This is a genomic window from Bacillus sp. PPSBB_2 (assembly GCF_045291115.1).
Taxonomy (GTDB): domain Bacteria; phylum Bacillota; class Bacilli; order Bacillales; family Bacillaceae_G; genus Bacillus_A; species Bacillus_A cereus.
Genome location: NZ_CP147983.1, coordinates 4,928,145 through 4,954,041 on the forward strand (window position 1 = coordinate 4,928,145; position 25,897 = coordinate 4,954,041).

A 25,897-nucleotide genomic window follows, 5' to 3' on the forward strand; every position below is an offset into this window, starting at 1 on the left:
TGGAAAGGATGGGATTAACACATGTGGAACGAGTTTAAAAAATTCGCTTTCAAAGGGAATGTCGTTGATTTAGCTGTCGGGGTTGTAATCGGTGCTGCATTCGGTAAAATCGTTAGTTCTTTAGTAAAAGATATCATCACACCATTACTTGGTATGGTATTAGGTGGCGTTGACTTTACAAGTTTACACTTTGGATACGGTAAATCTGCTGTTATGTATGGTAACTTCATCCAAACAATTTTTGACTTCTTAATTATCGCAGCTTCTATCTTTATGTTTGTTAAAGTTTTCAACAAACTAACATCTAAAAAAGAAGAAGAAAAAGAGGAAGAAATTCCAGAGCCAACAAAAGAAGAAGAACTTCTTGGCGAAATTCGTGATTTACTAAAACAGCAAAACTCTTCTAAAGATAGAGCATAATTGAACGGATAAAAAGGCATGTCCCCTTGGGACATGCCTTTTCTATATGCTATAACGTTTCCGAATTCATATGAATAAATAAAATAATACCAGCAACCATAAGTACCATAATGCTACCTGCAAATAGTGTAATACCAATAAACATTAAACTTGTGCTCATATCTACTGATACACTTTCAATAAAAATAGAAATTACATACGTGATAAGGGCAATTCCTGCAAGAATACTTCCTGGAACAAATCGCTTTAAACCATTTTGTTTTAACGTCATATATGCAAAAATAGCAGTCATACAAAGCGTAATTATCCAAAGAACGATCATCTCTTTTCCCCCCTCACAAGCCTTTTCTTTCTATTATACATGACATTGCCCTATAATAGTTAAATTTGCACTTATGTGACATATAACAAGGAATAGTCCCATCTATAGCGAAGGCATTATAACATACACTTATACAATAAGGAGGCTTTCATTTGGAATATACTACTACATGTAAATTAGAGCTATCCGAACGATTCGATTATGTTACGATTGACTTAGACAAACAGTTTTTTTACATCGAAGTTGTAAATTTACAAAGTAATATAACTGTATTAAAAATATCAATTAACTTGCAAAAAGACGAAACGATGGTAGAGGGAAATACAATTCATTATGATACTTTTCACGTAGATGCATTATTACAAGGATTGAAATATGTTGCTCGAACATGTATTGATCATAATTTAAAAAACCAAAAGGAACTGTTCGCATTTCTAGAAGAAAATTAGCTCCAATAAAAAAATGGTTATTTTTTCTTTTTATTGATATAATTGTTATATAGAAATATTCTTTGTAAGGGAGTGTTCATAATGATTTGGATTTCACTAATTGTATTAGCTTATTTCATCATTCTCGTCCCAATACAGTACAACTACATTAAAATGCTCAAAGAAAAACAGAAAAAAATGAGTGTCTCACAAAACGAACTATATGACAACATGTCTTATGAAGAATCCCAAGTACATTACCATTATCAAAGTAACGTATTTACAATACCTGCTTCGCTTGTCGCAAGTATTATTTATAAAGTGAAACATGCTGCATAATATGTACGCTGTAAAATTATTATTTGAGTCCGTTCATTCTGATGAGCCTGATTCTACGAAAATTGATGAGCATTATGAAGAGAATCACGATACACTTTTTGAAGAAAGTATTATTCTTGTTAAAGCAAACAGTTTGGAAGAAGCTCATGCACTAGGTGAACAAATCGCTATACAGTCTGAGCATACGTACGATAATAAGTACGGCCAGCAAATAACATGGACGTTTCGAAAACTATTGCATGTGTTTGAATTAGACGATACCCCATTTGAAACCGGAAAAGAATTGTATGCAAGATTTTTACACGTTAAGAAAGACGAAATGGTAAATGCAGTCGTACAAAAATACTATCCTGAATACGAATAAAAGCTCACAGCAATCGCTGTGAGCTTTTTTATACTTACTTCGTTGAATCTCTAAATTGGATACGGTGAGGTAAGATAACAGTGTGATCTTCCACTTTTTCTTTGTTCATATACTTTGTTAATAGACGCATTGCTACTGCACCGATATCATACATCGGTTGAACAACTGTTGAAAGCTGCGGACGAACCATTAATGCAAGGCGTGTATTATCGAAACCAAGTACTTCTACGTCAGTTGGTACGTTTAATCCAGCGTCTTGTGCTGCATGGATTACACCTAGTGCCATTTCATCAGAAGATACGAAGATTGCTGTTGGCTTTTCATCATTGCTCCAAAGCTTTTCGAATGCTTCGATACCTGAGTCATATGTGTAATCTCCATCGATTACAAGATTTTCATCATATGAAATACCTGCTTCTTCTAAAGCTTTTTTGTAACCTTGTAACTTCTTCGCGCTTCCCGCTTTATCAATGAAAGGACCAGAGACGAAACCGATACGTTTATGTCCTTGCTCGATAAAGTGCTTCATTGCATCATAAGCTGCTTGTGTATAATCAATATTTACTGATGGCGTTTCATTTTGCTCATCAAATGATGCTGCTAATACAATTGGTACTGGAGATTTTTTAAATTCTTCAATGTGAATGTCTGTAATATCTTCACCCATGAAAACAATTCCGTCCACTTGTTTTCCAAGCATCGTATTTAATAAATGGAACTCTTTCTCTTTATTTTGGTCAGAGTTACTTAAAATGATGTTATATTTGTACATTGTTGCGATATCTTCAATTCCACGAGCTAGTTCTGCATAAAACGTATTTGAGATATCAGGAATAATAACACCTACTGTAGTTGTCTTCTTACTTGCTAGTCCACGTGCTACCGCATTTGGGCGGTATCCTAAACGATCAATGGCTTCTAATACTTTCTTTCTTGTTGTAGGCTTTACATTTGGGTTACCGTTCACAACGCGTGATACGGTAGCCATTGAAACGTTCGCTTCACGCGCTACATCATATATTGTTACGTTCATCTCATTGCACACTCCTTCTATTTTTGTTATCTATTTTTATGTATCGGTTACTTGAATGAAAAAAAGACATCAACTCTATTTGCAGATGCCACCAATCGTCCCGAGTTCTTCCTTTTACTAATGATACGATAAAAACGCAGGCTCATACAATATTTTCCCGCAAAAGTTTCGAAAAAATTCGCTTCTTTTCTCGTATTTTCGTATTTTTTATGAAAAAAGGGCATTTTTTGTAAAAAAATAGATGTTTCCTTAGTAGAAATCTTATTTTAAGCAGTACGATAGTAAATGAAATTTATATCGGCGATTTTTCGAATATATCGACTGTAACTCGAAATATATCAGCGATTTTCCAAATATATCGACCGCAACTCTAATTATATCAGCGATTTTTTAAATATATCAACTTACCAACAAAAATCGACAATGACAGTCGCTATACAATAGGAGAAAGCTGTTCCAAAATGCCTTTTTGGAACAGCTCATTAAAAGTTTTTATAATTTACTTCCAAATGATTTTAATTCATTCATAAAATCATTGAACTGCGGTATATTCATTTGTTGCGCTGCATCAGATAAAGCTACAGCTGGATCTGGATGTACTTCAGCCATAATTGCGTCTGCACCAATTGCCATCGCTGCTTTTGCAGTTGGTAAGAGAAGGTCACGTCGCCCTGTAGAATGCGTTACATCGACAACGACAGGTAAATGTGTTTCTTTCTTTAAAATCGGCACAGCGGAAATATCAAGCGTATTACGCGTCGCTCTTTCATACGTGCGAATACCTCGTTCACATAAAATAATGTTCCCATTTCCCTTTGCCATAATATATTCTGCCGCATTAATGAATTCTTCAATCGTTGCTGATAGACCACGTTTTAATAATACTGGTTTATTTACAGCACCAGCTGCCCTTAGCAAATCAAAGTTTTGCATATTGCGAGCACCAATTTGAATAACATCAACGTAATCTAATGACATCTCAATATCATTCGGATTTAAAATTTCACTAATAACAGCCAAATCATATTCATCTGCTACCTGGCGCAAAATTTGTAATCCCTCTAATCCAAGACCTTGAAAATCATACGGTGAAGTACGTGGTTTGAACGCACCACCACGCATTAATTTCAGACCTTGCCCTTTCATTGCTTCAGCAACTTGACGTACTTGTTCATAACTTTCCACTGCACACGGTCCCATAATAAAATGCTGATTTCCGTCACCAATTTTTTCACCATTAATTTCAACAATCGTATCTTCTGTTTTTTTCTTACGAGAAACAAGTAATGCTTTACGATGATCGTCTTCTTGTAATTCTAAACCAGCTTGAAAAATTTGTTTGAAAATATGTTGTAAAGTCGAAGTTTCAAATGGACCATTATTATTCTCTGCAATTAAATCCAGCATATTTCTTTCACGTACAGGATCAAAACGTTTCACACCTTGCACTTCTTTTAAATTACCAACTTCTTGTACGAGACGACCTCTTTTGTTTAGTAACTCTAATATTTGTAAATTAAGTTGATCAATTTCAGAACGTAAACGACCTAATTGTTGTGATGCCATAAGAAAGCCACCTCTTTCAAATTCCTATATGTTACTTTTTTAAGATAATTTATTATAGCTGATACATATACGATTGTCACACGATATACAGCAAGGAATTACTATCAAAAAACATTATATATTTTCATTTAAAATAAAAAAAAGACAGTTTACATACTGTCTTTTTTTACAAGAAGGAAACAAACGGTTTATCGCTGTTTTTCTCTTTTATAATAACGGCCTCAATTTTACTCTCAGACTTGATCTGTAATTGTACTTTCGCATCTTTAGGCAATTTGTCTAACATGCCTTGAGCAGCCAATTGGGTAAGAGCCATTAATTCTGTTTTACCGTTATATTTAATAACAATATTCATATTTAATGTATCCATTTGATTTTTCTTATAAGAAACTTTAGCGTTGACTGGAATAAAATCTCCATTAGAAAAACCTTTTATTTCCTTAGCAAAGTTATTTATTTTTGTATTATCTTCTCCATGTGCTTGTGTAAATTCATCAGAAGGATATGAATACGACTTTTCATCAATTGTACTCCAATTTCCAAGGTTCGTATCATTCTTTTGAACAGTAGCACTAGCAATATACGTACCATTTTTTAAAGAACTAGTACTTTCTTGCTTAAAGATAGCAAACGTAATTGGAGATTTGTTATACTTATCATTTTTGTTAATAGCTTCAATAAGTTGTTTAGCAACTTCAGTCCCTTTAGACATAGCCTCTTCATTCGATACACTTGAAGACATAGCTAAGCCAATCATAACACCAGATAAACTTAATTCATTTGAATTCTGTTTTCCGAAATAGTCTTGTTCTATAATATTCGTCAAAACTGGCGCTTCTACTTTCGCAACTAGTTCATCAATTAGTTTCTCTGGAATATACTGGTTTAATTGCAGCACGTGACTCTCTGTATCAAATTGCTGCGTTGCAATATTTATTAAACCATTTTCATACTCTGCTAAATCTAATTTAGAATTTGTTTTTATATTAGCTGTATTAATAACCTTTTGTTCTTTTAAAGGAATAACAGTTCTATAATAATCTTTAGAAACAGCAGTTCTCGGAATCATACTTTTTTCTTTTGTATCTTTTTGTATAACTTCATCCTTCTTACTAATCGTATTACTATTGTTACTACAAGCTCCCAGTAATAAACTTACGACTGCGAAGGATAATGCCATTTTCTTCATTACTTAAAACCTACTTTCAACAATCTAGTTATTTAGTTTGAACTATTAATAGTGTACCACTAAATATATTTCAACAAAAACAAAAAAAAGAAGCAAGCACCTTTAGCTTGCTTCTTTTTACTTTATATTCTCTTCTAAAGCATCTTTTTTAATATTCCAATGAGATGTATTCCATACTACCATCCCATCTTTTATGTATAACACTTGCGGTGATTCATGTCTAATACTGTATTGTTCTGCAACACGATTTGACACATCTCTCGCATCTTGTACGTATAAGTAATACGCTGGTACTTCTCTTTCTTCGCTGCAATACGCTTGAAATTCTGTGTATGCACCGTGACTAATTGGGCATGTCGTACTGTGTTTAAAAAGAACATACGGCTCGTTCTTTTCTACTAAGACTTCAAGCTCTTCAATTGTTTCAAGTTTTGTCATATTCATCACGATTCACCTCTCATACGAAATCTAGAGCGTTTCTCTTTCTTTTCAGCTTTTTTCTCAATTCTTTCTAATTTACGCTCTTCTTTTTCAACCTTCTTCTCTTGTCTCGACGCACGGTAATGATTGTATACTTCAATCGCCGCACTGCTCCACTGTACAACTTGCGCTACTTTATCAGCGTTATTTTCAATTTCGTCCGTTACAGAGTCTGATACATTACGAAGCTTCGTATTTAAAGATTGGATTGTCGTTCCAATCCCATCTACACCCGCTACCACTTTATTTAATGACTGTGACTTCTGTTGAATATCATCAGCTAACGCATTCGTTTTATGTAATAATTGCTCTGTCTCTACGCTAATTCCTTGCATTTGTTTTTCTAAACCTTCTAACGTGCTTGCAACGTTTTCTAACGTCTTCTGAACCGATAACAACGTTCTGCATACATACACTACTAATACTGCGAAAGCAACCGCGATAATAGCCGCACTTACATATAAAAGAACTTGCATTTCATCACTTCCTTTATCTTTTTCATACTTTCCCCTATTATACAATCATTTTCCGTTTCATTCTAATCCCTATCTCATCATTAGAATTTTCATACTTATTCGTTAACTGTAACATAAATCATTCAACAAATTCCACTAAGTAGGTTACAATAGGAGAGGATACATAATTAGTAGGGAGGCTTTACATATGAAAGATCCACGTATTGAAAAGTTAGCATACAATTTAATTAACTACTCTATCCGCTTACAAAAAGGTGAAAAAGTATTAATTGAAAACTTTGGCTTACAAAAAGAACTTGTAACTGCACTTGTAAAAGAAGCATATGCAGCTGGTGGTTTCCCATTCGTCTCTTTAAAAGATCATCAAGTAGATCGCTCTTTATTAATGGGTGCTACTGAAGAACATTTCGAACAAATCGCTGCATATGAAGCAAGCGTAATGAAAGACATGGACGCTTATATCGGCCTTCGCTCTGGCGATAATATTAATGAACAAGCTGACGTTCCAAGTGAGCGTATGAAAGTTCATGGCCAAACAGTTGGTAAAAAAGTTCATAGAGACATTCGCGTTCCAAAAACACGCTGGGTTGTTCTTCGCTACCCAAATGCTTCTATGGCACAGCTTGCTAAAATGAGTACAGAAGCTTTCGAAGACTTCTACTTTGAAGTATGTAACTTAGACTACGGTAAAATGGATAAGGCGATGGACAGCCTTGTTACATTAATGAATAAAACAGATAAAGTTCGTTTAACTGGTCCTGGAACTGACTTAACATTCTCTATTAAAGACATTCCAGCAATTAAATGCTCAGGTCATTTAAACATTCCAGACGGTGAAGTATACTCTGCACCAGTTCGTGATTCTGTTAACGGTACAGTTTCTTACAACACACCATCTCCTTACAACGGTTATACATTTGAAAATGTACAACTTAAGTTCGAGAACGGCCAAATCGTTGAAGCAACTGCAAACGATTCAGAACGCATTAACAAAATCTTCGATACAGACGAAGGCGCACGCTACGTTGGTGAGTTCGCAATCGGCGTAAACCCATACATCTTACATCCAATGGGAGACATCCTATTCGATGAAAAAATCGATGGCAGCTTCCACTTCACTCCTGGACAAGCTTACGACGATGCATGGAACGGTAACAACTCGAACATCCATTGGGACTTAGTATGTATCCAACGCCCTGAATACGGCGGCGGCGAAATTTACTTTGACGACGTACTAATCCGTAAAGACGGGCGCTTCGTTGTACCTGAATTAGAAGCTTTAAACCCAGAGAACTTAAAATAATGAAAAACGCTCGGAATTTTCGCCGAGCGTTTTTTTATTATCCTCACTCTATATCGAGCTACTGTTCTTACTTTTTGTTTGCTGAAAATGAAAATAATATAAAAGTGCCACTGCGATAGTACCTATTAATATGGGTACATATAAAGGCAGGTTCCATTTCATATTTACCCTAGTGCAGATAGCAAACACCAGCATAATTTCCAAGCAAAAAAAGGTTTTATATATTTCATTTCTTACCTGCCATTTCTATTTTCACATGTGGATTTTCTTTCTCTATAAGCGCCAAGAATTCATCCATATTTTGCGGCATCGCAACCATATGTACTTTATATGCATTCGTCGTAATTTCAAGAGACTTTCCGACCTGACGTATAATTCTCACATCTTTTAATACAATATCATCATTTAAAATACCGTACTTTAATACGCCATTTTCTACTTTATGTTTTTTAATAAATACTTCCCAAACGAGTGGTACATTTACAATGAAGCATAAACCCATCCCGATCAACGCTGACATCCAATGCGCTTTATTAGTGAAAAGCATGACAATTGGATATATAAACATAAAAACTAACGTAAGACAAAAGAAAATGACTACTGACTTACTTCTTTGAATTGGAAAGTTCATACCTACACCCCCTAATCCAAATTATACCACTATTTCCATTTTGGTTCATAGAAAAAGGCCATTTCTAAATGACCTTTTACACAATGTACCTATAAAATTTCTTATCTACCTGTAGCACCGGAAAGTTTTTCGGCAACTCGTCTATACTCACACTTTGAAAACCATTCTTTTCATAAAAACGATGTGCCGCTAAAAATTTTAATGTTGTTCCTAAGTAAATATCTTTCAATTTTTTATCCTCAGCCCATGAAATTGCTGTTTGAAGCAACATATGTGATGCGCCCCATTCTTTTCCGCGAAACTCTTTTTGTACGAACATTTTTCTTAGCGCTACTTGATGATTCTCAATATCTAATAAAGCTACTGTTCCAACTACTTTACCATCATAAATTGCTACCCAAAAGTTTCCGTGACCCTTTTGATAGAATGTTTCTATTTCAAGTAAATCAGGTTGCTCTTCTTTCGTAATTGAAACATTATACTCTTTTTGCTGAATATGAACGATAAGATCTACTACTTCCTCTTGAAACGTACCTTCATATGGAACAATACGAATCTTCTCGTTCATCGAATCTCTTTCCATTCTGAAGCTAGTAAACTATATACAGCGATATCATGAAAATGATCATATAGCCATTCTTCATCTCGTAAAATACCATCTAACTTAAATCCTAAACGTTCTGGAATTGCTCGGCTTTTCGCATTTCCAACACCGCACCGAATTTCAATTTTATTCAGCTTTAAATTTTCAAATGCATAGTGAAGTACAGCCTTTACGCTACGCGTCATAATACCTTTCCCGCCAGCATCTTCTGCAAGATAATACCCAAGACTCGTCGCTTTCTTCCCCCAACTCACTGGATGAATGCCTACCATCCCAACGAGCTTTCCTTTGTAACGTATACCACTTTCAAAACCGTCTCCCTCTGCAAACTTCTTTAACCACATCGGAAAAATTTCATCATAAGCATCAGCAGATTTTGTCCCATCTACCCAAGGGAGCCATTTTCGTAAATGATTACGGTTTTGATCTAATAATTGATATAATTCCTCTTTATGATGTTTTTCTAGTAATTGTAGTTCGATTTCGTCATCTACTCGGAGTGTGAACATGTTTTTTAGTCCCCTTTTTAGTTTTCTTATTATTCTAACATTTATATTTCAAAACACGTACCAATATATCAACGATTTTTGAAATATATCGAACACAACTCCATATATATCGACGTTTCAACATTAATGCACAACCACGACAACATAAAAAAGACGCACAGCCAAGCTATGCGTCTTTTCTATTATTTCTCTGCAACTTGAACTTCTTTTACGTAAGCCGCTTCGAATTTTTGGATGTCACCTGCGCCCATGAAAATTAGAACGCCGTTTTTATGTTTCTTTAATACATCCGTTGTTGTATCTGTAATTAATTCTGCACCGTCAATACGCTTTTGCAGATCTTCGATTGTTAATTCACCTTTGTTTTCACGTGCTGATCCGAAAATATCACATAAGTATACTTGGTCAGCCTTGCTTAGGCTTTCTGCGAACTCATCTAAGAACTTTTCTGTACGTGAGAATGTATGTGGCTGGAATACAGCGACAATTTCACGCTCTGGATGTTTTTGACGAGCAGCTTCAATCGTTGCATTAATCTCTGTCGGATGGTGTGCGTAGTCATCGATGATTACTTGCTCTCCCATCGGCTTTTCATTAAAGCGACGTTTTACGCCTTCAAAAGTTGTTAATTGATGTTTTACTGCTTCTACATCAACATTTTCATAATGGCAAAGCGCGATTACTGCTAACGCATTTAATACGCTGTGATTGCCGTATCCTGTAATTTTGAACGTATCATAGTACGTGTTACGAACGAATACATCAAATATTGTACCATCTGTTCTCTTTTGAATGTTGCGTGCTTGGAAATCATTATCTTCTCCAAATCCATAGAAAATAACAGGTACTTTCGCTTGAATTTTTTGAAGTTCTTCATCATCTCCACATGCAATAATGCCTTTTTTCACTTGCAATGCCATCTCTTGGAATGCACTGAATACATCATTGATGTCTGCAAAATAATCTGGATGATCAAAATCAATATTCGTCATAATTGCATAGTCTGGATTATAAGACAAGAAATGACGACGATACTCACAAGCTTCAAATACAAAATACTTACTATTTTCTACCCCATGCCCTGTTCCATCTCCAATAAGGTAAGATGTTGGGTGTGCACCTTGCATTACATGGGCTAACAAACCTGTTGTTGATGTTTTTCCGTGTGCACCAGTTACAGCAACACTTGTGTATTGGCTCATCAGGTCACCTAAGAAATGATGGTAACGATGGACTGGGATGTTTAATTCTTTTGCTGCTACGATTTCTTCATGCGTATCAGGAAATGCATTTCCTGCAATAATCACTTGTCCTTCTTCTACATTATTCTTATCAAAAGGAAGGATCGAGATACTACGCTTTTCCAACGCTGTTTGTGTAAAGAAACGCTTTTCATAATCAGACCCTTGAACAGTATGCTTCATATCATGAAGAATTTGCGCTAATGAACTCATTCCTGTTCCTTTAATTCCTACAAAATGGTAAACTGTCATCTTAAAGAACCTCCAACATTTCGAACTAATACAACGGCCTATCTATAAGACAGTATATGAATCTTTTCTTATTTTGGTAATCATCATACATTTTTGATGTAGTGAAGTTATTCTTTCCCTTCACTTATCAGGATAAACTCGTACGTACTTCTTTATATGTCCATAATAAGTCCATTATAGCAAAAAAGAAGCCGCTATACTATGATAACAGAAAAACTGATAGGGTCAATCACCTATCAGTTTTTCTCTCTTTTACATCTCTTCTCTTTTTTCTAATTGAACACGCTCTAAACGTGGGTTTGGACGATATTTACGACCAGCTTTTGCTTCTGGTTTCCCATTTAGTTCTACATTATCACCAGTAAAGCCAATATTCATTTTTAATAAGCTACTTCCTACCCCGTATATGTCAACAGGTACGTTTTGAGCTTCAAATTCACGAATACGCTTCTCATCAAATCCACCAGTTACAACGATGTCTACATGCTGGAATCCTTCTTCATCAAGTGCTTTACGAAGTGCGAATACAAGCGATGGGTTTACACCACGTGGATCGAATGTTCCAAGTACTTCTGGGTGGCGAATAAAGTATTGATCAATCATCGTGCGGGACGTATCTACACGTACACCCTTTAATGTTGATCCAAATTCACGCGCTACGCGAAGTGCATCTGTAATGACATCATTGTTGTAATCAATTAATACAACTAATTCATCTTCTGGGAATTTCTTATGATATGCTTTTGCCGCTTCCACAACATCACCATTAAACATTTGAATTAATGCGTGAGGCATCGTCCCCATACCACTTTTGCCCCACCATTCATTCATCGCATGCGTCGCTTGTGCGCTCATACCTCCGATGTATGCTGCATAACCGTCACCAGCTTGTTGTGTATAATGATCATCACGGTCTCCCATGAAAATAACTGGTTTTTCTTTATCTACGCTACGCGCAGCTTGGACAACGTTATATACGTTTGTCGCAACCGATGTACGACGAGCTAAAATCCCATCAATGACACCTTCTAAAAATCCGAAATTTTCATAAGGACCATGAATTGTTAACACTGTTTCAAATGGACTAATTTTATCGCCATCTTTTAAAGAGTTAATCTCAAGTTCCTCAGGATTTTTAGCGAATGTTTGTAGCAATGCAATTACTTCATCCGTTCCGCAAAGAACTGCATTTTCCTTTTGGAAAAATTGCATCGTTACAACACTTTTCGGGCGAAATTCTTCGATGATTTCTCTAGTCTTTAAAAAGTAAACGGCAGAGAACCAACCTTCTCCAACACGTTCGTCAAATTTAAATGTTTTATTTGTTAGTCTATTTATTTCACCTTTTAATTTTAATTCAATTTCTTTCATGTCGCTTTACTCCCTACTTTACTATCCAACATTTTCTCTTAGTATACAGCAAAACCGTTTACTATACATTTGTTTCCTGCATAGCGGCAAATTCATCCTCAGAAATAAGGACATCTCTCGGTTTCGTTCCTCTACCTTCAGAAATAATTCCTTGCGATTCCATCTCTTCAATGAGACGTGCCGCGCGATTATAACCGATGCGGAATTTTCGCTGTACAGAAGATGTGGACGCTCCCCCTTGTTCTACAACAAATTGACATGCATCAAGGAACAATTCGTCTTCCGACTCAGCTTGTTCTGTTTTCGCTAATAAATCCTCTTGCTTAAATAAGTAATTCGGCTTCATTTGCTTTTTCACATGATCAACTGTTTTTTCAATCTCATCATCCGATACATATACACCTTGTACACGAACTGGTTTAGATGTACCGTTCCCTAAGAATAACATATCACCACGGCCAAGTAATTTCTCCGCGCCCCCAATATCAATAATCGTACGCGAATCAACTTGAGATGATACAGTAAACGCAATACGCGTTGGAATGTTTGACTTAATTAAACCTGTAATAACATCTACAGATGGACGCTGCGTCGCTACTAATAAATGAATACCACAAGCACGTGCTTTTTGCGCAATACGACAAATCGCTTCCTCAACATCACCAGGTGCTACCATCATTAAATCGGCTAACTCGTCAATGACAATAACGATATAAGGTAATGTCTCTCCTGGAATTTCTCGCTCACTTACAATCGTATTGTAGCGAGTTAAATCACGAGCACCAGCATGCGCAAACAATTCATAACGGCGTTCCATTTCCTCAACTGCCCATTTTAATGCAGCTGTCGCTGCTTTTACATCCGTAATAACAGGTGCTACAAGATGCGGAACAGAATTGTATGGTGCAAGCTCAACCATCTTCGGATCAATTAACATTAACTTCACTTCATGTGGTTTCGCTTTATATAAAATACTCGTTAAAATGGCGTTAATACACACACTTTTACCTGAACCCGTTGCACCCGCAATAAGTCCGTGCGGCATTTTTCGAATATCCGTTACAATTGGATCCCCTGAAATATCAAGTCCAAGCGCAACAGTAAGCGGTGATTCACTCTTTGTGAATACAGGACTTCTTAAAATTTCGCGAAGAAATACTGGCTTACTTTCTTTATTTGGAACTTCAATTCCAATTGCACTCTTCCCTGGAATCGGCGCTTCAATACGAATATCTTTCGCAGCTAAACTTAACTTAATATCATCACTTAAATTTGTAATTTTATTTACTTTCACACCTGGGTCTGGCTGTACTTCAAAACGAGTTACTGCTGGACCTTGTGATACATTAATAACATGTGCTCCAACATGAAAATTATTAAACGTTGTATCTAATAATTCTTTCTGCTCCTCTAACCATTCTGTATTATCTAACGCTGATTGCTGTGGAATCGACAACAGCGCTAATGGTGGAACAGTATATGTCGGTGGTGTATGCAATACATTTCGCATATCGTTCTCTCTTTGATTTACAACATATGCTTTCTCTTGTACTTCCGTACTTGAAATTGGCTTTTGTACTTGCTCTACCACTACTTGCTGCATTGGTTGCTCTTCCACTTGTGGTTCTGCTACTACTTGCTGCACTGGGCGTTCTTCCACTTGTGGTTCTGCTACTTGCTGCACTGGGCGCTCTTCCACTTGTGGTTCTACTACCACCTGCTGCACTGGGCGCTCTTCCACTTGTGGTTCTACTACCACCTGCTGCACTGGACGTTCTTCCACTTGTGGTTCTACTACCACCTGCTGCATTGGGTTTTCTTCCACTTGTGGTTCTGCTACCTCTTGTTGTACTGGCTTATTCTCTACTCGTACATTAGCAGAAGGCTGCATTGCATTTGCTCTAGCTGCATGTCTTTCCATTAATCGTGTTCTATCTTGTTTCAACATAACAACATTAAATGGTACATGGCGCTTTTTCTCACGTTTTGGTTCTTCTTTTTGTACAACTGGTTGCTCTTCTGCGATTGGTGTTTCTTCTACAACTCGTTGCTCTTCTGCGACCTGTGCTTCTTCTACAACTCGTCTATTTTCCTCTGTTTCTGCAATTAAAACATTCGCAAAGCTTTGAACATCTTTCTTCGTTTGTTCATCAGCCTCAGCAACATGTATGAATTCACTCTTTTGTTCAATTGCTTCATCTTCTTGCTGAATTTCCTCAAGTGCTACAAATGTCTCTACTACAGGCGCTTTTGTTTCTGCAATCACTTCTGTTTCTTCTGCTTCCGCAATTACTTCCACTTCTTCTAGCTCTTTCGCTTCCGCAATTACTTCCACCTCTTCTGACTCTTTCGCTTCCGCAATTACTTCCACTTCTTCTGTTTCCATAACTACTTCTTCTGGCTCTTTCGTTTCTGCAATTACTTCCACTTCTTCTGACCCTTCTGCTTCCACTTCTTCAGGTGCCTCTGTTTCCATAACTACTTCTTCAAGCTCTTCCGTTTCTGCAATTACTTCTACTTCTTCCGTTTCCGCAATTACTTCCACTTCTTCTGACCCTTCTGCTTCCACTTCTTCAGGTGCCTCTGTTTCCATAACTACTTCTTCAAGCTCTTCCGTTTCTGCAATTACTTCTACTTTTGACACTTCTTCTGGTATTTCCACAATGATTGTTTCTTCAAGTTTTTCTTCTGCTTTGACAATCACTGATTCTTCTGGAGCTTGCTTTTCTACTTCAATAGTAGGTTGTTTTATTTCTGTGTTACGTTTAATTTCTTCTGATAATATTGTATCCTCGTGCTCTACTTTAGAAGCTACTAATTCTTCTTGTAGATTGTTTTCGTTTAACACCACTACATCTTTTTCTAGCTTAGCACTTTCCATCTGCTCAGCTACTGTTTTATGAAGTAATTCATCCGCTGAAACTTCCTGCGGTGTACTCATTTCTTGAATCACTTCTTTTTCTTCTACTAAAGGCACTTGGCGTTCGATTTCATAACCGTTTTTCTCTAGCCATTGATCAACTACTGACTTTTCTTCCTTTTTATTCTCTTCATATTGTTGCTCTCCTTGCTGGTTAGCAGCTCTATGACTAGAAGAAGTTGGTGCTTGTCCTTCTGAGAAATCAGATAATTTATATCCTTTTTTCTCTAACCATGCATCAACGACTGATTTACCCTCTACAGATATTTCAAGGTCTTCTCTTTCCTTTACTTCCTCCTGCTTTTCTTCCTTTTTCTCTACTGAAGGACGATTATATCCATAAATTGGCGAAATCATTTCTGTTGGACGAAATGGTCTACGGTTACTCTCTTGCGAAGGTGCAGATGCCTTTTTAACGACAGACTCCCGCACCGGTTCATATTGCACTTCCGGCTCTTCATATGTAGAAACTACCTTTTCCACATACGATCGTCTGCTTCTTTCCACCTTTATTCCTCTTTGGGCAGTAGGTTCTTCATATGTTACTCCTTGAACAGGTTGTTCTTCGAAGCGATTTACTTCGCTTTCATCCTCTTCATCGAACCCATTATCCGGTACTAAAGGAAAACGGCATTTACCTGCATTCCTACTTGCCATTTGTGCTTCTCTTGCTTCAGTGTAGTGGTTTACACGAGGAATTTTCGGCTGACTTTCAATTTGCTTTGGTACTTCTTTATTCATCGCTGTTTGTTCTTCCTCTTTGTTAAACAGCTTTTTCATCCAATCTAACATGCTTACCACTCTTTCTACTAAATAGTAACATCCTTTATTGTATCAGCATTCGGCAAAAAGTGCAGGTAAAATTAAGCATGTCATATTTATCCACAATATTCTAATTTACGAGTGTTTCATATGAAAAAACGCAGCCTTTCATATAAGACTGCGCTTAAGCTTTACTCTTCTGATATGCATCTATGCTATCCGTTACACTTTGCAATAAAGAATTTACATATTGCGGGTCAGATAATTTTTTATCTTCTTCATGGTTTGACATAAACCCAAGTTCTAATAACACACCAGGAACCTTTGCCCAATTAAATCCAGAAAGATCATCCCGAAATTTAATTCCATTTACTTTTACTTGTTGATTCTCCCTCATTTTATTTACAATCATTTGAGAGATTTGAAGACTTTCCGCATAAATCTCTTTCGTATACGGACTTCCTTCTGCCGGCGTCAATACAGCAAATCCATTTTCGTTTGGATTTTCAGAACCATCTGCATGAAGACGTAAAAATAAATTCGCCTTATGATTATTTGCGAATGTTGCCCGTTCTTTATTACTTATATCAACGTCTTGTGATGTTCTCGTCATTAATACTTGTATCCCTTTTGCTTCAAGCTTTTCTTTTAATAAAAAAGCCATTTCTAATACAAGTACAGCCTCTCTCTTTTTCGTCACAACACCTGTTGTACCGTCTGTCACTTTATATTTTTGCGTTGTTGCCCCTGGTCCAATTGGCTCTAAATTTAAATTCGCTTTTTGTTGATGCCCTGGATCAATAACGACGAGAAACTTCTCTTGTTTTTCATTACTCTCTACTTTTTGTTCATTATTTTGCACTGGTTGCTCAATTGGCTGCACTGGCGTAGTTTCTTCTTTCTTTTCCTCAGATGATACTTCCTCTTGCTTATGTTCTACTTGCTCATTCGTTTGAATTGCTTGCAATTCTTCGTTTTTTTCTTGTTCTTGCTGTTTTTCTACCGGTGCGTCTTCTTTGGTATCTTTGTTTTTCTCTTGTATAGAAGATGTAGTTTCTTTTTTCGGCTGCTCTTGTGAACAACCGGCCATATATATTCCAATGAATGCAATCATGCTCATTATTTTTATATACTTCATACTTCTCTCCCATCACTTTGCACCAGATTCAAAGTTTTTCTTATAATTGCCCTATAATCTCATCCATATTTCCAATATAAACTGGCTGCCATTTTTCTGTACCACGTTCTGCAGTATAAACCGGATAAGCGTCATCATCTATATTTACGAAAACTGGATCGCCCATATCCGTTTCATATCCAATTGTAATCCATCCTTCTTGCCACTTTCCGTTTCCTTCACTTATTAATGAATTTTTATGTTTATCGTATCGGTAACCGATTTGTCCTTTTTCTAATTCACTTTCACTAAACACATATATTTCATAAGTACCTAGCTCAATATCTTGCTGTTTTGAAGTTTCAATTCGTTTTAGAAGTTCTGCGATTTTTATTTGTTGTTTCATACGTCTATCCCCTTCTATTTTTCTAAATTTTAACTAGTTTGTTTATAAAATACAATATAGATTTTAAGAAAAAAGGTGACATCCTTATAATATGAATGATTTTTTGAATATATCTGTCAAAACTCTCAATATATCAACAATTTTTCAAATATATCTATCGTAACTCTACATATATCAACGATTTTTCAAATATATCTATCGTAACTCTACATATATCAACGATTTTTCAAATATATCTATCGTAACTCTACATATATCAACGATTTTTCAAATATATCTATCGTAACTCTACATATATCAACGATTTTTCAAATATATCTATCGTAACTCTACATATATCAACGATTTTTCAAATATATCTATCGTAACTCTACACATATCAACGATTCGACACGGAATATCGACTTACCAACAAAAAATGACAAAACAAAAAGAGAGACTGTCCAAAAGGACAACCTCTCTCTTCTTATATCAATTAAAATTTAAACTCTTGTCCAACTTCAAAGCTATCTTCTAATACAAGAATACCTTTTTCTTGTGGAGCATCTGGAAGCTCTAATTCACGTGCAGAGCAGATCATTCCAGAAGAAGGAACACCGCGAAGTTCTGCTGGTTTAATTAACATACCACTTGGCATTACAGCACCAATTTTTGCAACGACAACTTTTTGTCCTGCATCAACGTTTGGTGCACCACATACGATTTGTAATGTTTCTGTACCGATTTCTACTTTACAGATGTTTAGCTTGTCAGCATTTGGATGCTTTTCTTTTTCAGCTACATAGCCTACAACAAATTTCGGAGAAAGATCTGCTTCTACTGTTTCTTCAAAGCCATTCTTCGCTAAAATTCCGTTGATTTTCTCTACAAGCTCTTTCGTTAATGTAAGGTTGCCTGTTTCTTTTACTTCTAAGTAAGAAGATGCATTAAAGATGTTGAATCCTGCTGTTACATTGCTTTCACGATCGTATACGCGTGCAACATCTCCTTTGCGATCAAAAGTACGGTTCTCTAAAGTAATATCTTGTAAGGCAACAATTAAAGTGTCACCAATTCCTTCAAGGTTGTAAAAAACGTTCACTTCGTTCATCCTTTCTCTTTTCCATCTGTCTTCTTCCGATTTTTCGCTAAAATAAAGATTGGTTCAAATTCTCCATCTTCATATACGAATGAAAGTGATGTAATCGGAACATGCCCTTCGGCAAAAAATTTCATTGTCATTTGTGCAATAATATCATAACCGATTTCGTTGACGATATCAGCAATAATTAATACATCTTGGTGAGGAACAGCAACAACCATGTCACCAGAAATCTTTTCACGCATCGATTGTAGTAACGATTCGTTTAAAATACGAGTCGCGTCATACCCATCATTTGTGTTTAAAAAGTAGAATGTATTACCCGCTACTGTGTCTTGTTTAAATTCATAACCTAATGAGCGTGCGTTGAATAATGCCATTTCACGCACTTGCTGTTCTGTAAGTTCTAATTTTTGTAATAGACGCTCATCAATTAGTCGATACGTTTTATTCGAATCTAGCGCGTAGTAAATACGTGTTTCCGCCGTATGATCCGTCATAATAAACGGATTTCCTTCTTCTGCTTGTTTCGGGAAAGAAGTAGAGCGAATAACAGGTAAAATTTTCGCTCCGCTATTTTCTTCTTTATGCATCGCAATTAGCGCTTCTTGTACGTAATAAGCAACTTCTTCAATTGCCTTTTCCTTGTTCACTTCCCATTTTGCCACAACTCCTGGAAGCGATACGTTAATACCTTTTTTGGAGTCTTTTTGTTCAATACGTAAAACTTCTTTCTCACTATCATACTGAAAGTCCCATTCTGGGCGAGATAATTTCTTTATTAACTCATCTTTCATCTTTTTACTTGTCATCTTCATCTCTTTTTTCCTCCCTTCCAAAAAAATAACCTCCCCCGCGAAGGTAGAGGTTGTTTTACAATTCAATTGGCAAATTGCCTTATTTTAAACCTTCAATGAACTCTTCGATTTGTTCTTGTGTTTTACGATCTTTGTTTACATAGCGACCAGTTTCTTCACCTTTATTGTACGCTACAAAGCTCGGAATGCCAAATACGTCTAATTTTACACATAGATCAATAAACTCATCACGATCTACATAGTAAAATGAGAAATCACTATATTTCTCTTCTACTTCTGGCATAAATGGATCTACAAAGCGGCAGTCTGGGCACCATTCTGCTGAGAACATAAAGACTACATTCTCTTCATTTTTTAACTGTTGGAATTGCTCCATGCTTTCTAATGACTTCATCTATATTTCCTCCTCTAACGGGTGCATTTTTCATGTTATAATCTTTCTTTTATACTACCATACATCGCGCACGGTGCAAGGTTTATGCTTGCTTTTTGTCATACTTATATTGCCCAACTAACAACTTAACAACGTGTACAAATAATTCCGTGCGGTCGACATAATCATCTGTAAAAATACCGATAGCACCTTCGTGACTACGAATATCTTTTCGCTGCACAAACTCTTCCATCACTTCGCTTAATTCCTTACCATCTTCAAGAGGTGCTAAAAAATCGTCTGGTAACGTAATACGCGCTCCTCCGGCCACAAATACTTTCCCATCCATTGTTGCTAGCGCGCCCCAGTTACACATAAATAAACCGTGCTCCGTTTTCATTACGCCGCCTTCTAGCCCAATACCAATTGGAGCTTCTCCTTCCTCTAGCGCTCGCTTCGCTCTATTAATCGCTCCTTGCATCGTCTCTTCATCTGAGAAAGGCTGAGCTGATACTCCTGACGGAACAGAAAGAGATGTAATTTCAGCATCTTTCCAAACCTTCTCCACAGCGCCAACCTTCGTTTTATTCTTTGATCCTACTACTACTTTCATTTCGTTCACCTCTATAAAAATTCATCATTCTATTCTAATATCCCTATCAGATACGAATTAAGCATCAACCACTACCACATATCACCAAGTCATCTATTCAGCCTAAAAAAGAAGGTTTTTCTAGCAACATTACCGTCTTCAAAAACAAAAACAGCCTTCCTCTCACTTCCTACTTGGGGTCTTCATACATCATTCGAACACCAATTAAGCACTGACCACTCCCACTCATGGATGGGTCATCTATTCAATCTAAAAAAAGAAGGTTTTTTCTAACAACATTACCGTCTTCAAAAACAAAAACAGCCTTCCTCTCACTTCCTACTTGGAGTCTTCATACATCATTCGAACACCAATTAAGCACTGACCGCTCCCACTCATCGCTGGGTCATCTATTCAATCTAAAAAAGAAGGTTTTTTCTAACAACATTACCGTCTTCAAAAACAAAAACAGCCTTCCTCTCTTTTCCTATCCAGGGTCTTAATACACCATTCGAGCACCAATTAGGCACTGACCATTCCCACTCATGGATGGGTCATCTATTCAATCTAAAAAAGAAAGGCTCTTCAGCCCTTCTTCCTCTCTACGCGTTATTCTTAATTGTCTCTAACGTCGTTTTATCTGTTATTCTTACAAGCTTCGTAATTAATTCTTTCGCCGCTGCATAATCATCAACATGTAAAATTGAAGCATGTGTATGAACGTAGCGCGCACAAACACCAATTACTGCTGATGGGATACCAGAGTTACTTGTATGTACACGGCCCGCATCTGTACCACCTTGTGAAATAAAGTATTGGTACGGAATGTTGTTTGTTTCTGCTGTATCTAAAATGAATTCGCGTATTCCTCTATGTGTTACCATCGTGCGATCGTAAATACGAAGAAGAGCACCTTTTCCTAATTGACCGAACTGTGTTTTGTCACCAGATGCATCGTTTGCTGGACTTGCATCAAGCGCATAGAAAATATCTGGTTGAATCATATTTGCAGCTGTTTGCGCTCCGCGGAGCCCTACTTCTTCTTGTACAGTAGCACCAGAATATAATGTATTTGGTAATGTTTCATCTTTTAATTCTTTTAATAATTCGATTGCAAGACCACATCCGTAACGGTTGTCCCAAGCTTTCGCCATAATTTTCTTCTCATTTGCCATCGGTGTAAACGGGCAGATTGGCACGATTTGTTGTCCTGGTTTTACACCAATCTCAATCGCATCTTCATAGCTATCTGCACCTATATCAATTAACATATTTTTTATATCCATCGGTTTTGCACGTTGCGCGTCACTTAATAAATGAGGAGGAATAGAACCAACAACCCCAATAACAGGACCATTCTTCGTCATAACTTGTACACGCTGTGCTAATAAAACTTGGCTCCACCAGCCGCCTAACGTTTGAAAACGAAGCATTCCGTTTTTCGTAATTTGCGTAACCATGAAACCTACTTCATCCATATGACCTGCTACAAGAACACGCGGGCCAGTTTCGTCCCCTTTTTTCAGACCAAATACGCTACCTAAACCGTCTTGTACAATTTCATCCGCATATTTGCTTAATTCTTGTTTCATAAAACGGCGTACATCATGTTCAAAACCTGATGCACCTTGTAATTCTGTTAACGTACGAAATAATTGTAATGTCTCTTTATTCACGAAGTCCCCTTCTTTCAAACCTTAGTAGAATACCTCTTTTATTGTAACGAAATTTTCGAAATGTTTCTAGTTTCTTCTTTTTTAGCTGTATTTGCTTTATAATTATTATCGGTACACTATTTTTATTTTATAGAATTGAGGTGAATATATGAGCTGGAAAGGTTTAGTAGCAGGTCTTGGCGTTGGGTTCGCAGCTGGTTATCTCGTTGCAAACAAAGTACAAGAACAATCCCATATTTCTTCAGAAAAAGCATTAAAAATGGTGAAACAAGCATTAAGTCATAAAGGTGAAATTACTGGCTCTTGGGTACATATGGTTCCAGAGACATTTGAAAAATATGATGTCGCATATGAAGTTTATCGCGGCGGTCTTACAACAATGTTAAATGATATACAAGAACGATTTGAATTTTTAGTTGATGCTAAAACAGGTACTGTTTTAGAGGTTATAGCAGCATAAAAAGGAGGGTTCCCATTAGGTGAACCTCTTATTTTTTAATTGTGGGTATTGATTAAAATTATATCAGCGATTTCCCAATTATATCGATTTATCAACAAAACCCGACAATAAAAAAGAGGCTGCTCCAATAAATATGATGGAACAACCTCCTATTTTTATGCTTCTATACTCGTTTTCCGTTCTATTTTTTCTACGATATGCCCTTCCTCATTCCACTTCACAGCGCGATAATATGCATCATGGTAAAACGTAAACCATGCCTCTTTTTCAGCACCATACTTCATCCACTTTTGCTTATTTTCAATCGAGGTCATCGGATAATCATCGTATGCCATTACCCATAATACATTTTGATGCGCATGCGTCGGTAAGAGATCCGCTAAGTGTAGCATCGTTTCCCCTTGACTCTCCAAAGCGATAACTGCATGTCCATCACTATGACCACCCGTACGCGCCATCTTGATTTCATCTGTAATTTCTATTTCTTGCTGGAACGTAACAACTTGATCTACAATTGGCTCCCAATTTTCCTTCCAATATGTATTACGTGATCTAATGTTTGGATTCCTCATTTCATTCCATTCTGTTTCACTTACGTAAACTTTCGCATTTGGAAATGACGGTACAAGGTGATCATCTTCCCATTTTGTTAGACCAGATGCATGATCAAAATGAAGATGTGTCATCAAGACGTAGTCGATATCTTCAGGCTTTAATCCTAATTTTTCTAATGATTCATAAACCGATGATTCTTCTGTTACACCTTGATTTCGTTTCATCTTCTCATTCAACTTACCGTTTCCTATCCCGGAATCAATGAGCATATTTCCATCTTTTGTTTGCAAAAGTAACGGATCTGTTCGTAAATAAATATGATTTGTATCATTATGTTTATATTTACGTGACCAAAGTACTTTCGGCACGACTCCAAACATTGCTCCTCCATCTAAATGTGTATTCCCGCCTTTTAACCACGTTACTTTTATATCTCCAATTTGTAACTGTTCCATTACACATCCCCCTTTTCAATTAATCTTAACATAAAATTCTGATTATTTTAGATGTAAAAAAACCTACGCATTACTGCATAGGCTCTGTACGATATTTTGCTTCAACTCGGTAAATACGATGACCTTTACTAGAGAATTTCTCTTCGTATTCAGTCATGATGTTACCTTCAAAGTCGCTGTTATGAAGATCTAAGCTTAAGTACGTTAGTAACATACCGTACTCAGCCATACTCATAAGAGAATATTCAAATAAACCTTGGTTATCTGTTTTGAAATGAATTTCTCCGCCTTCTACTAACACTTCTTCGTAATTACGTAAAAATGTTTTATACGTTAAACGACGCTTCGTATGACGTTTCTTTGGCCATGGATCTGAGAAGTTTAAATAAACGCGATCAATTTCACCTTTCGCAAAGAAAACTGTTAAATCTTCAGCATCTTTATTAATTAACTTTAAGTTTGGTAATTCTTCTTCAATTAATTTATCAAGTGCATCTACAACAACACTTGTGAATTTTTCAATTCCAATATAATTAATATGTGGATTCGCTTTCGCCATATCATACATGAAGCGGCCACGACCTGTACCTACTTCAATGTGAATTGGTTGTTCGTTTCCAAATACTTCTTTCCAGCTACCAGCGCGCTCCTCTGGTTTTCCGATTACGATATGTGAATATTCATTAATTCGATCCATTGCATACGGTTTATGTCTTAAACGCATAGATGTTTCCCTCTCTTTACATAGCTATTTTAAAGGAATAATTCCTTCTTTCTTTTTTAATCAATCTACCAAACAAAAAACCAAGTACGTACGAGCACTCGGTCCGTTTCTTTCAAGTATAAGATGTACCATTTTGATAAAAACTACATACAGCATTAAACATTCCATGACGAAACAGCTTTTTCTCTTACATTTGAAGAGAAAAACAATCGAAAGGATGATCCGTTCATGCCAATTAATCAACAACATCAATTAGAAGTGCTGAAAGATATTTTAGTCAACCACCAAAGTGATTGCTGCGGGACAGTTTCAGAATGCGAGCAATTAGAGCGCCTCATTCAATCGTTACTCGCAAACGATAATATAAGTAGTGACGCTAAAACAATGCTAAACGATGTATATTCTTATAGTCAATCGGGTAAATCTTCCTCTAATTTGGACAACCATATTTCCAATAATCAAGAACAACTTACTCAGTGGATTGCTGGAATGGACAATTTTTCTTAAGTATCATTCTGAAGCAAGTAGTTGCTGTAAATATTGATGCCAATATTCAGCTTCTGCTTGCTGTTTTTTTGTTGTATGCCATTGAATAGACAAAATCGTTTGTGCTATCACATACCATCTCATACGCCTAAGCAGCGATTCATCCATTTCAATATCATAGTAACCGAGCCACTCACTCCATTCCTGGCGCGGAATGTACCAATATAATAACATACCGAGGTCTAGAGCTGGGTCAGCAATTACAGCTCCATCCCAATCAATTAAAAACAATTCATCTTCATCCGACAATAGCCAGTTGTTATGGTTTACATCACAATGGCATACAACGAATTCATTGTATTCAATAGCTTTTAATGAATCCATTAAATATTGAAGGCCTTGCTGAATTGTTTCATCATCCCTTATATCTCCTCTTAAAACGAGTTGCAGTTGTTGTAATAACTCTTGTGCGTGAAGCGGCTGCTTCCCAAGTCTTTGAATCATCTGTACAAGCGCTTTAGAGGAGTGTATTTTCTTCAAAAGTTTCGCAACACGTTCTAGTTTCATATCCTCTGGCTCTAGCTTCTGTCCCGGAAGCCATTTTTGAGCAGAAATTACATCACCATTCGTTACCCTTCTTGTCCAAAGTAATTTTGGAACAATTCCTTCTGCTGACAATACCGCTAAAAAGGGCGATGTATTCCGCTTTAAAAATAACTTCTGTTGTCCGTTTTGCGCAATATATGCATCGCCCGTTACTCCACCAGCCGGTACAAGACTCCACTCTTTTCCTAATAATTGTTCCAACCATTCCATATTCATTACCCGTTAACAAATCCTTATCTTTTATAGTTATGAAAAGAAAAACCGCAACATTTCTACACATGTTGTGGATTCATATATTTTACTGTAAATGAAAAGAAAAATTAGCCTAAGCCAAAAAT

General features: G+C 36.5%; 29 protein-coding genes and 1 pseudogene. 7 read left to right on the forward strand and 23 right to left on the reverse strand.

Annotated features, from left to right (window positions below; all coding sequences use genetic code 11):
- Positions 1-21: 21 nt before the first annotated feature.
- Positions 22-420 carry a large conductance mechanosensitive channel protein MscL gene (gene mscL / locus V6946_RS24940; protein ID WP_000267011.1) on the forward strand — a complete coding sequence of 133 codons (399 nt, stop codon included), beginning with the start codon at positions 22-24 and terminating at the stop codon, positions 418-420.
- 49 nt (positions 421-469) lie between these two features.
- Here the strand turns inward: mscL and V6946_RS24945 are convergent, their stop codons facing one another.
- Positions 470-742, reverse strand: coding sequence for a DUF3917 domain-containing protein (locus V6946_RS24945; RefSeq protein WP_000636589.1), 273 nt, complete (start codon positions 740-742; stop codon positions 470-472).
- Between the two features lie 152 nt (positions 743-894).
- On the opposite strand from V6946_RS24945, the gene V6946_RS24950 reads away from it, so the two are divergent.
- From V6946_RS24950 to V6946_RS24960, 3 genes are all read left to right on the forward strand, one after another.
- Complete coding sequence (locus V6946_RS24950; protein WP_000456863.1) at positions 895-1,191, forward strand: hypothetical protein; 297 nt, start codon at positions 895-897, stop codon at positions 1,189-1,191.
- 81 nt (positions 1,192-1,272) lie between these two features.
- A complete protein-coding gene (locus tag V6946_RS24955) occupies positions 1,273-1,509 on the forward strand; it encodes a DUF3949 domain-containing protein (protein ID WP_000637902.1) in 237 nt (78 codons plus the stop codon).
- A gap of 1 nt (position 1,510) precedes the next feature.
- Positions 1,511-1,873: a DUF4288 domain-containing protein gene (locus V6946_RS24960; protein ID WP_002024884.1), complete on the forward strand. Its 363-nt coding sequence runs from the start codon at positions 1,511-1,513 to the stop codon at positions 1,871-1,873.
- A gap of 34 nt (positions 1,874-1,907) precedes the next feature.
- Here V6946_RS24960 and ccpA read toward each other — a convergent pair whose 3' ends face one another.
- The 5 genes from ccpA to V6946_RS24985 form a co-directional block, all read right to left on the reverse strand.
- Positions 1,908-2,906 (reverse strand): catabolite control protein A, encoded by a 999-nt coding sequence (gene ccpA, locus V6946_RS24965; RefSeq protein ID WP_001103297.1) that lies wholly within the window; start codon positions 2,904-2,906, stop codon positions 1,908-1,910.
- A 492-nt stretch (positions 2,907-3,398) separates the two neighbouring features.
- Positions 3,399-4,472 carry a bifunctional 3-deoxy-7-phosphoheptulonate synthase/chorismate mutase gene (locus V6946_RS24970; protein WP_000168214.1) on the reverse strand — a complete coding sequence of 358 codons (1,074 nt, stop codon included), beginning with the start codon at positions 4,470-4,472 and terminating at the stop codon, positions 3,399-3,401.
- Positions 4,473-4,638: 166 nt separating this feature from the next.
- The gene (locus tag V6946_RS24975; protein WP_006926860.1) at positions 4,639-5,661 is read right to left on the reverse strand and encodes a CamS family sex pheromone protein; all 1,023 of its coding nucleotides are present in this window, start codon (positions 5,659-5,661) and stop codon (positions 4,639-4,641) included.
- A gap of 117 nt (positions 5,662-5,778) precedes the next feature.
- Positions 5,779-6,105 (reverse strand): bacillithiol system redox-active protein YtxJ, encoded by a 327-nt coding sequence (gene ytxJ / locus V6946_RS24980; protein WP_001057469.1) that lies wholly within the window; start codon positions 6,103-6,105, stop codon positions 5,779-5,781.
- Entirely contained in the window at positions 6,105-6,617 is a 513-nt protein-coding gene (locus tag V6946_RS24985; protein ID WP_001197720.1) for a DUF948 domain-containing protein, read from the reverse strand. The genes ytxJ and V6946_RS24985 overlap by 1 nt, the downstream gene beginning before the upstream one ends.
- Before the next feature lie 187 nt (positions 6,618-6,804).
- Here V6946_RS24985 and V6946_RS24990 point away from each other — a divergent pair, with 187 nt between their 5' ends.
- Complete coding sequence (locus V6946_RS24990; protein WP_000654729.1) at positions 6,805-7,920, forward strand: aminopeptidase; 1,116 nt, start codon at positions 6,805-6,807, stop codon at positions 7,918-7,920.
- Positions 7,921-7,968: 48 nt separating this feature from the next.
- Here V6946_RS24990 and V6946_RS24995 read toward each other — a convergent pair.
- The 14 genes and pseudogenes from V6946_RS24995 to V6946_RS25060 form a co-directional block, all read right to left on the reverse strand.
- Positions 7,969-8,150, reverse strand: a pseudogene (locus V6946_RS24995) (hypothetical protein).
- Positions 8,147-8,551: a PH domain-containing protein gene (locus V6946_RS25000; RefSeq protein ID WP_006926864.1), complete on the reverse strand. Its 405-nt coding sequence runs from the start codon at positions 8,549-8,551 to the stop codon at positions 8,147-8,149. Before V6946_RS25000 ends, V6946_RS24995 begins: the two are co-directional and overlap by 4 nt.
- A gap of 76 nt (positions 8,552-8,627) precedes the next feature.
- Positions 8,628-9,119, reverse strand: coding sequence for a GNAT family N-acetyltransferase (locus V6946_RS25005; RefSeq protein ID WP_006926866.1), 492 nt, complete (start codon positions 9,117-9,119; stop codon positions 8,628-8,630).
- A complete protein-coding gene (locus tag V6946_RS25010; protein ID WP_000494681.1) occupies positions 9,116-9,664 on the reverse strand; it encodes a GNAT family N-acetyltransferase in 549 nt (182 codons plus the stop codon). Before V6946_RS25010 ends, V6946_RS25005 begins: the two co-directional genes overlap by 4 nt.
- Positions 9,665-9,846: 182 nt before the next feature.
- Positions 9,847-11,157 carry a UDP-N-acetylmuramate--L-alanine ligase gene (murC, locus tag V6946_RS25015; protein WP_000219468.1) on the reverse strand — a complete coding sequence of 437 codons (1,311 nt, stop codon included), beginning with the start codon at positions 11,155-11,157 and terminating at the stop codon, positions 9,847-9,849.
- 252 nt (positions 11,158-11,409) lie between these two features.
- Entirely contained in the window at positions 11,410-12,528 is a 1,119-nt protein-coding gene (locus tag V6946_RS25020; protein ID WP_000658370.1) for a nicotinate phosphoribosyltransferase, read from the reverse strand.
- 61 nt (positions 12,529-12,589) lie between these two features.
- The gene (locus tag V6946_RS25025; protein WP_006926871.1) at positions 12,590-16,240 is read right to left on the reverse strand and encodes a DNA translocase FtsK; all 3,651 of its coding nucleotides are present in this window, start codon (positions 16,238-16,240) and stop codon (positions 12,590-12,592) included.
- 154 nt (positions 16,241-16,394) lie between these two features.
- Positions 16,395-17,348: an N-acetylmuramoyl-L-alanine amidase gene (locus V6946_RS25030; protein ID WP_006926873.1), complete on the reverse strand. Its 954-nt coding sequence runs from the start codon at positions 17,346-17,348 to the stop codon at positions 16,395-16,397.
- A 40-nt stretch (positions 17,349-17,388) separates the two neighbouring features.
- Positions 17,389-17,733: a thiamine transporter gene (locus V6946_RS25035; protein ID WP_366981500.1), complete on the reverse strand. Its 345-nt coding sequence runs from the start codon at positions 17,731-17,733 to the stop codon at positions 17,389-17,391.
- Between the two features lie 475 nt (positions 17,734-18,208).
- Positions 18,209-18,823 (reverse strand): YtpR family tRNA-binding protein, encoded by a 615-nt coding sequence (ytpR, locus tag V6946_RS25040; protein ID WP_001006771.1) that lies wholly within the window; start codon positions 18,821-18,823, stop codon positions 18,209-18,211.
- A complete protein-coding gene (locus V6946_RS25045; RefSeq protein ID WP_000784588.1) occupies positions 18,820-19,632 on the reverse strand; it encodes a DUF1444 domain-containing protein in 813 nt (270 codons plus the stop codon). The genes ytpR and V6946_RS25045 overlap by 4 nt, the downstream gene beginning before the upstream one ends.
- 79 nt (positions 19,633-19,711) lie before the next feature.
- Entirely contained in the window at positions 19,712-20,026 is a 315-nt protein-coding gene (locus tag V6946_RS25050) for a thioredoxin family protein (RefSeq protein ID WP_000838193.1), read from the reverse strand.
- An 82-nt stretch (positions 20,027-20,108) separates the two neighbouring features.
- Positions 20,109-20,618 carry a DUF84 family protein gene (locus V6946_RS25055; protein WP_000869940.1) on the reverse strand — a complete coding sequence of 170 codons (510 nt, stop codon included), beginning with the start codon at positions 20,616-20,618 and terminating at the stop codon, positions 20,109-20,111.
- A gap of 581 nt (positions 20,619-21,199) precedes the next feature.
- Positions 21,200-22,273, reverse strand: a complete 1,074-nt coding sequence (locus tag V6946_RS25060; protein WP_006924910.1) for a M42 family metallopeptidase — start codon at positions 22,271-22,273, stop codon at positions 21,200-21,202.
- A 148-nt stretch (positions 22,274-22,421) separates the two neighbouring features.
- On the opposite strand from V6946_RS25060, the gene V6946_RS25065 reads away from it, so the two are divergent.
- On the forward strand, positions 22,422-22,733 hold the full coding sequence (locus tag V6946_RS25065) for a PepSY domain-containing protein (protein WP_000118543.1): 312 nt from the start codon (positions 22,422-22,424) through the stop codon (positions 22,731-22,733).
- 155 nt (positions 22,734-22,888) lie between these two features.
- Here V6946_RS25065 and V6946_RS25070 read toward each other — a convergent pair whose 3' ends face one another.
- Positions 22,889-23,743, reverse strand: coding sequence for an MBL fold metallo-hydrolase (locus V6946_RS25070; protein ID WP_000436855.1), 855 nt, complete (start codon positions 23,741-23,743; stop codon positions 22,889-22,891).
- 70 nt (positions 23,744-23,813) lie between these two features.
- Positions 23,814-24,467, reverse strand: coding sequence for a tRNA (guanosine(46)-N7)-methyltransferase TrmB (gene trmB / locus V6946_RS25075; protein ID WP_006924908.1), 654 nt, complete (start codon positions 24,465-24,467; stop codon positions 23,814-23,816).
- 228 nt (positions 24,468-24,695) lie between these two features.
- On the opposite strand from trmB, the gene V6946_RS25080 reads away from it, so the two are divergent.
- Positions 24,696-24,974: a YtzH-like family protein gene (locus V6946_RS25080; protein WP_001122235.1), complete on the forward strand. Its 279-nt coding sequence runs from the start codon at positions 24,696-24,698 to the stop codon at positions 24,972-24,974.
- Positions 24,975-24,977: 3 nt separating this feature from the next.
- Here the strand turns inward: V6946_RS25080 and V6946_RS25085 are convergent, their stop codons facing one another.
- On the reverse strand, positions 24,978-25,775 hold the full coding sequence (locus tag V6946_RS25085) for a phosphotransferase family protein (protein ID WP_001986674.1): 798 nt from the start codon (positions 25,773-25,775) through the stop codon (positions 24,978-24,980).
- Positions 25,776-25,897: the final 122 nt, after the last annotated feature.

Coding starts and splice junctions, on each gene's coding strand:
- V6946_RS25080 (WP_001122235.1), top strand. CDS start 24,696: ATGCCAATTAATCAACAACATCAATTAGAAGTGCTGAAAGATATTTTA.
- V6946_RS25020 (WP_000658370.1), bottom strand. CDS start 12,528: ATGAAAGAAATTGAATTAAAATTAAAAGGTGAAATAAATAGACTAACA.
- V6946_RS24960 (WP_002024884.1), top strand. CDS start 1,511: ATGTACGCTGTAAAATTATTATTTGAGTCCGTTCATTCTGATGAGCCT.
- V6946_RS25025 (WP_006926871.1), bottom strand. CDS start 16,240: ATGTTAGATTGGATGAAAAAGCTGTTTAACAAAGAGGAAGAACAAACA.
- V6946_RS25085 (WP_001986674.1), bottom strand. CDS start 25,775: ATGAATATGGAATGGTTGGAACAATTATTAGGAAAAGAGTGGAGTCTT.
- V6946_RS25035 (WP_366981500.1), bottom strand. CDS start 17,733: ATGAAACAACAAATAAAAATCGCAGAACTTCTAAAACGAATTGAAACT.
- V6946_RS25000 (WP_006926864.1), bottom strand. CDS start 8,551: ATGAACTTTCCAATTCAAAGAAGTAAGTCAGTAGTCATTTTCTTTTGT.
- V6946_RS24975 (WP_006926860.1), bottom strand. CDS start 5,661: ATGAAGAAAATGGCATTATCCTTCGCAGTCGTAAGTTTATTACTGGGA.
- V6946_RS25065 (WP_000118543.1), top strand. CDS start 22,422: ATGAGCTGGAAAGGTTTAGTAGCAGGTCTTGGCGTTGGGTTCGCAGCT.
- ccpA (WP_001103297.1), bottom strand. CDS start 2,906: ATGAACGTAACAATATATGATGTAGCGCGTGAAGCGAACGTTTCAATG.
- V6946_RS25030 (WP_006926873.1), bottom strand. CDS start 17,348: ATGAAGTATATAAAAATAATGAGCATGATTGCATTCATTGGAATATAT.
- V6946_RS25005 (WP_006926866.1), bottom strand. CDS start 9,119: ATGAACGAGAAGATTCGTATTGTTCCATATGAAGGTACGTTTCAAGAG.
- ytpR (WP_001006771.1), bottom strand. CDS start 18,823: ATGAACGAAGTGAACGTTTTTTACAACCTTGAAGGAATTGGTGACACT.
- V6946_RS24945 (WP_000636589.1), bottom strand. CDS start 742: ATGATCGTTCTTTGGATAATTACGCTTTGTATGACTGCTATTTTTGCA.
- V6946_RS25050 (WP_000838193.1), bottom strand. CDS start 20,026: ATGAAGTCATTAGAAAGCATGGAGCAATTCCAACAGTTAAAAAATGAA.
- trmB (WP_006924908.1), bottom strand. CDS start 24,467: ATGCGTTTAAGACATAAACCGTATGCAATGGATCGAATTAATGAATAT.
- V6946_RS24970 (WP_000168214.1), bottom strand. CDS start 4,472: ATGGCATCACAACAATTAGGTCGTTTACGTTCTGAAATTGATCAACTT.
- ytxJ (WP_001057469.1), bottom strand. CDS start 6,105: ATGAATATGACAAAACTTGAAACAATTGAAGAGCTTGAAGTCTTAGTA.
- V6946_RS24990 (WP_000654729.1), top strand. CDS start 6,805: ATGAAAGATCCACGTATTGAAAAGTTAGCATACAATTTAATTAACTAC.
- V6946_RS24955 (WP_000637902.1), top strand. CDS start 1,273: ATGATTTGGATTTCACTAATTGTATTAGCTTATTTCATCATTCTCGTC.
- V6946_RS25055 (WP_000869940.1), bottom strand. CDS start 20,618: ATGAAAGTAGTAGTAGGATCAAAGAATAAAACGAAGGTTGGCGCTGTG.
- V6946_RS25070 (WP_000436855.1), bottom strand. CDS start 23,743: ATGGAACAGTTACAAATTGGAGATATAAAAGTAACGTGGTTAAAAGGC.
- V6946_RS25045 (WP_000784588.1), bottom strand. CDS start 19,632: ATGAAGATGACAAGTAAAAAGATGAAAGATGAGTTAATAAAGAAATTA.
- mscL (WP_000267011.1), top strand. CDS start 22: ATGTGGAACGAGTTTAAAAAATTCGCTTTCAAAGGGAATGTCGTTGAT.
- V6946_RS25010 (WP_000494681.1), bottom strand. CDS start 9,664: ATGTTCACACTCCGAGTAGATGACGAAATCGAACTACAATTACTAGAA.
- V6946_RS24985 (WP_001197720.1), bottom strand. CDS start 6,617: ATGCAAGTTCTTTTATATGTAAGTGCGGCTATTATCGCGGTTGCTTTC.
- murC (WP_000219468.1), bottom strand. CDS start 11,157: ATGACAGTTTACCATTTTGTAGGAATTAAAGGAACAGGAATGAGTTCA.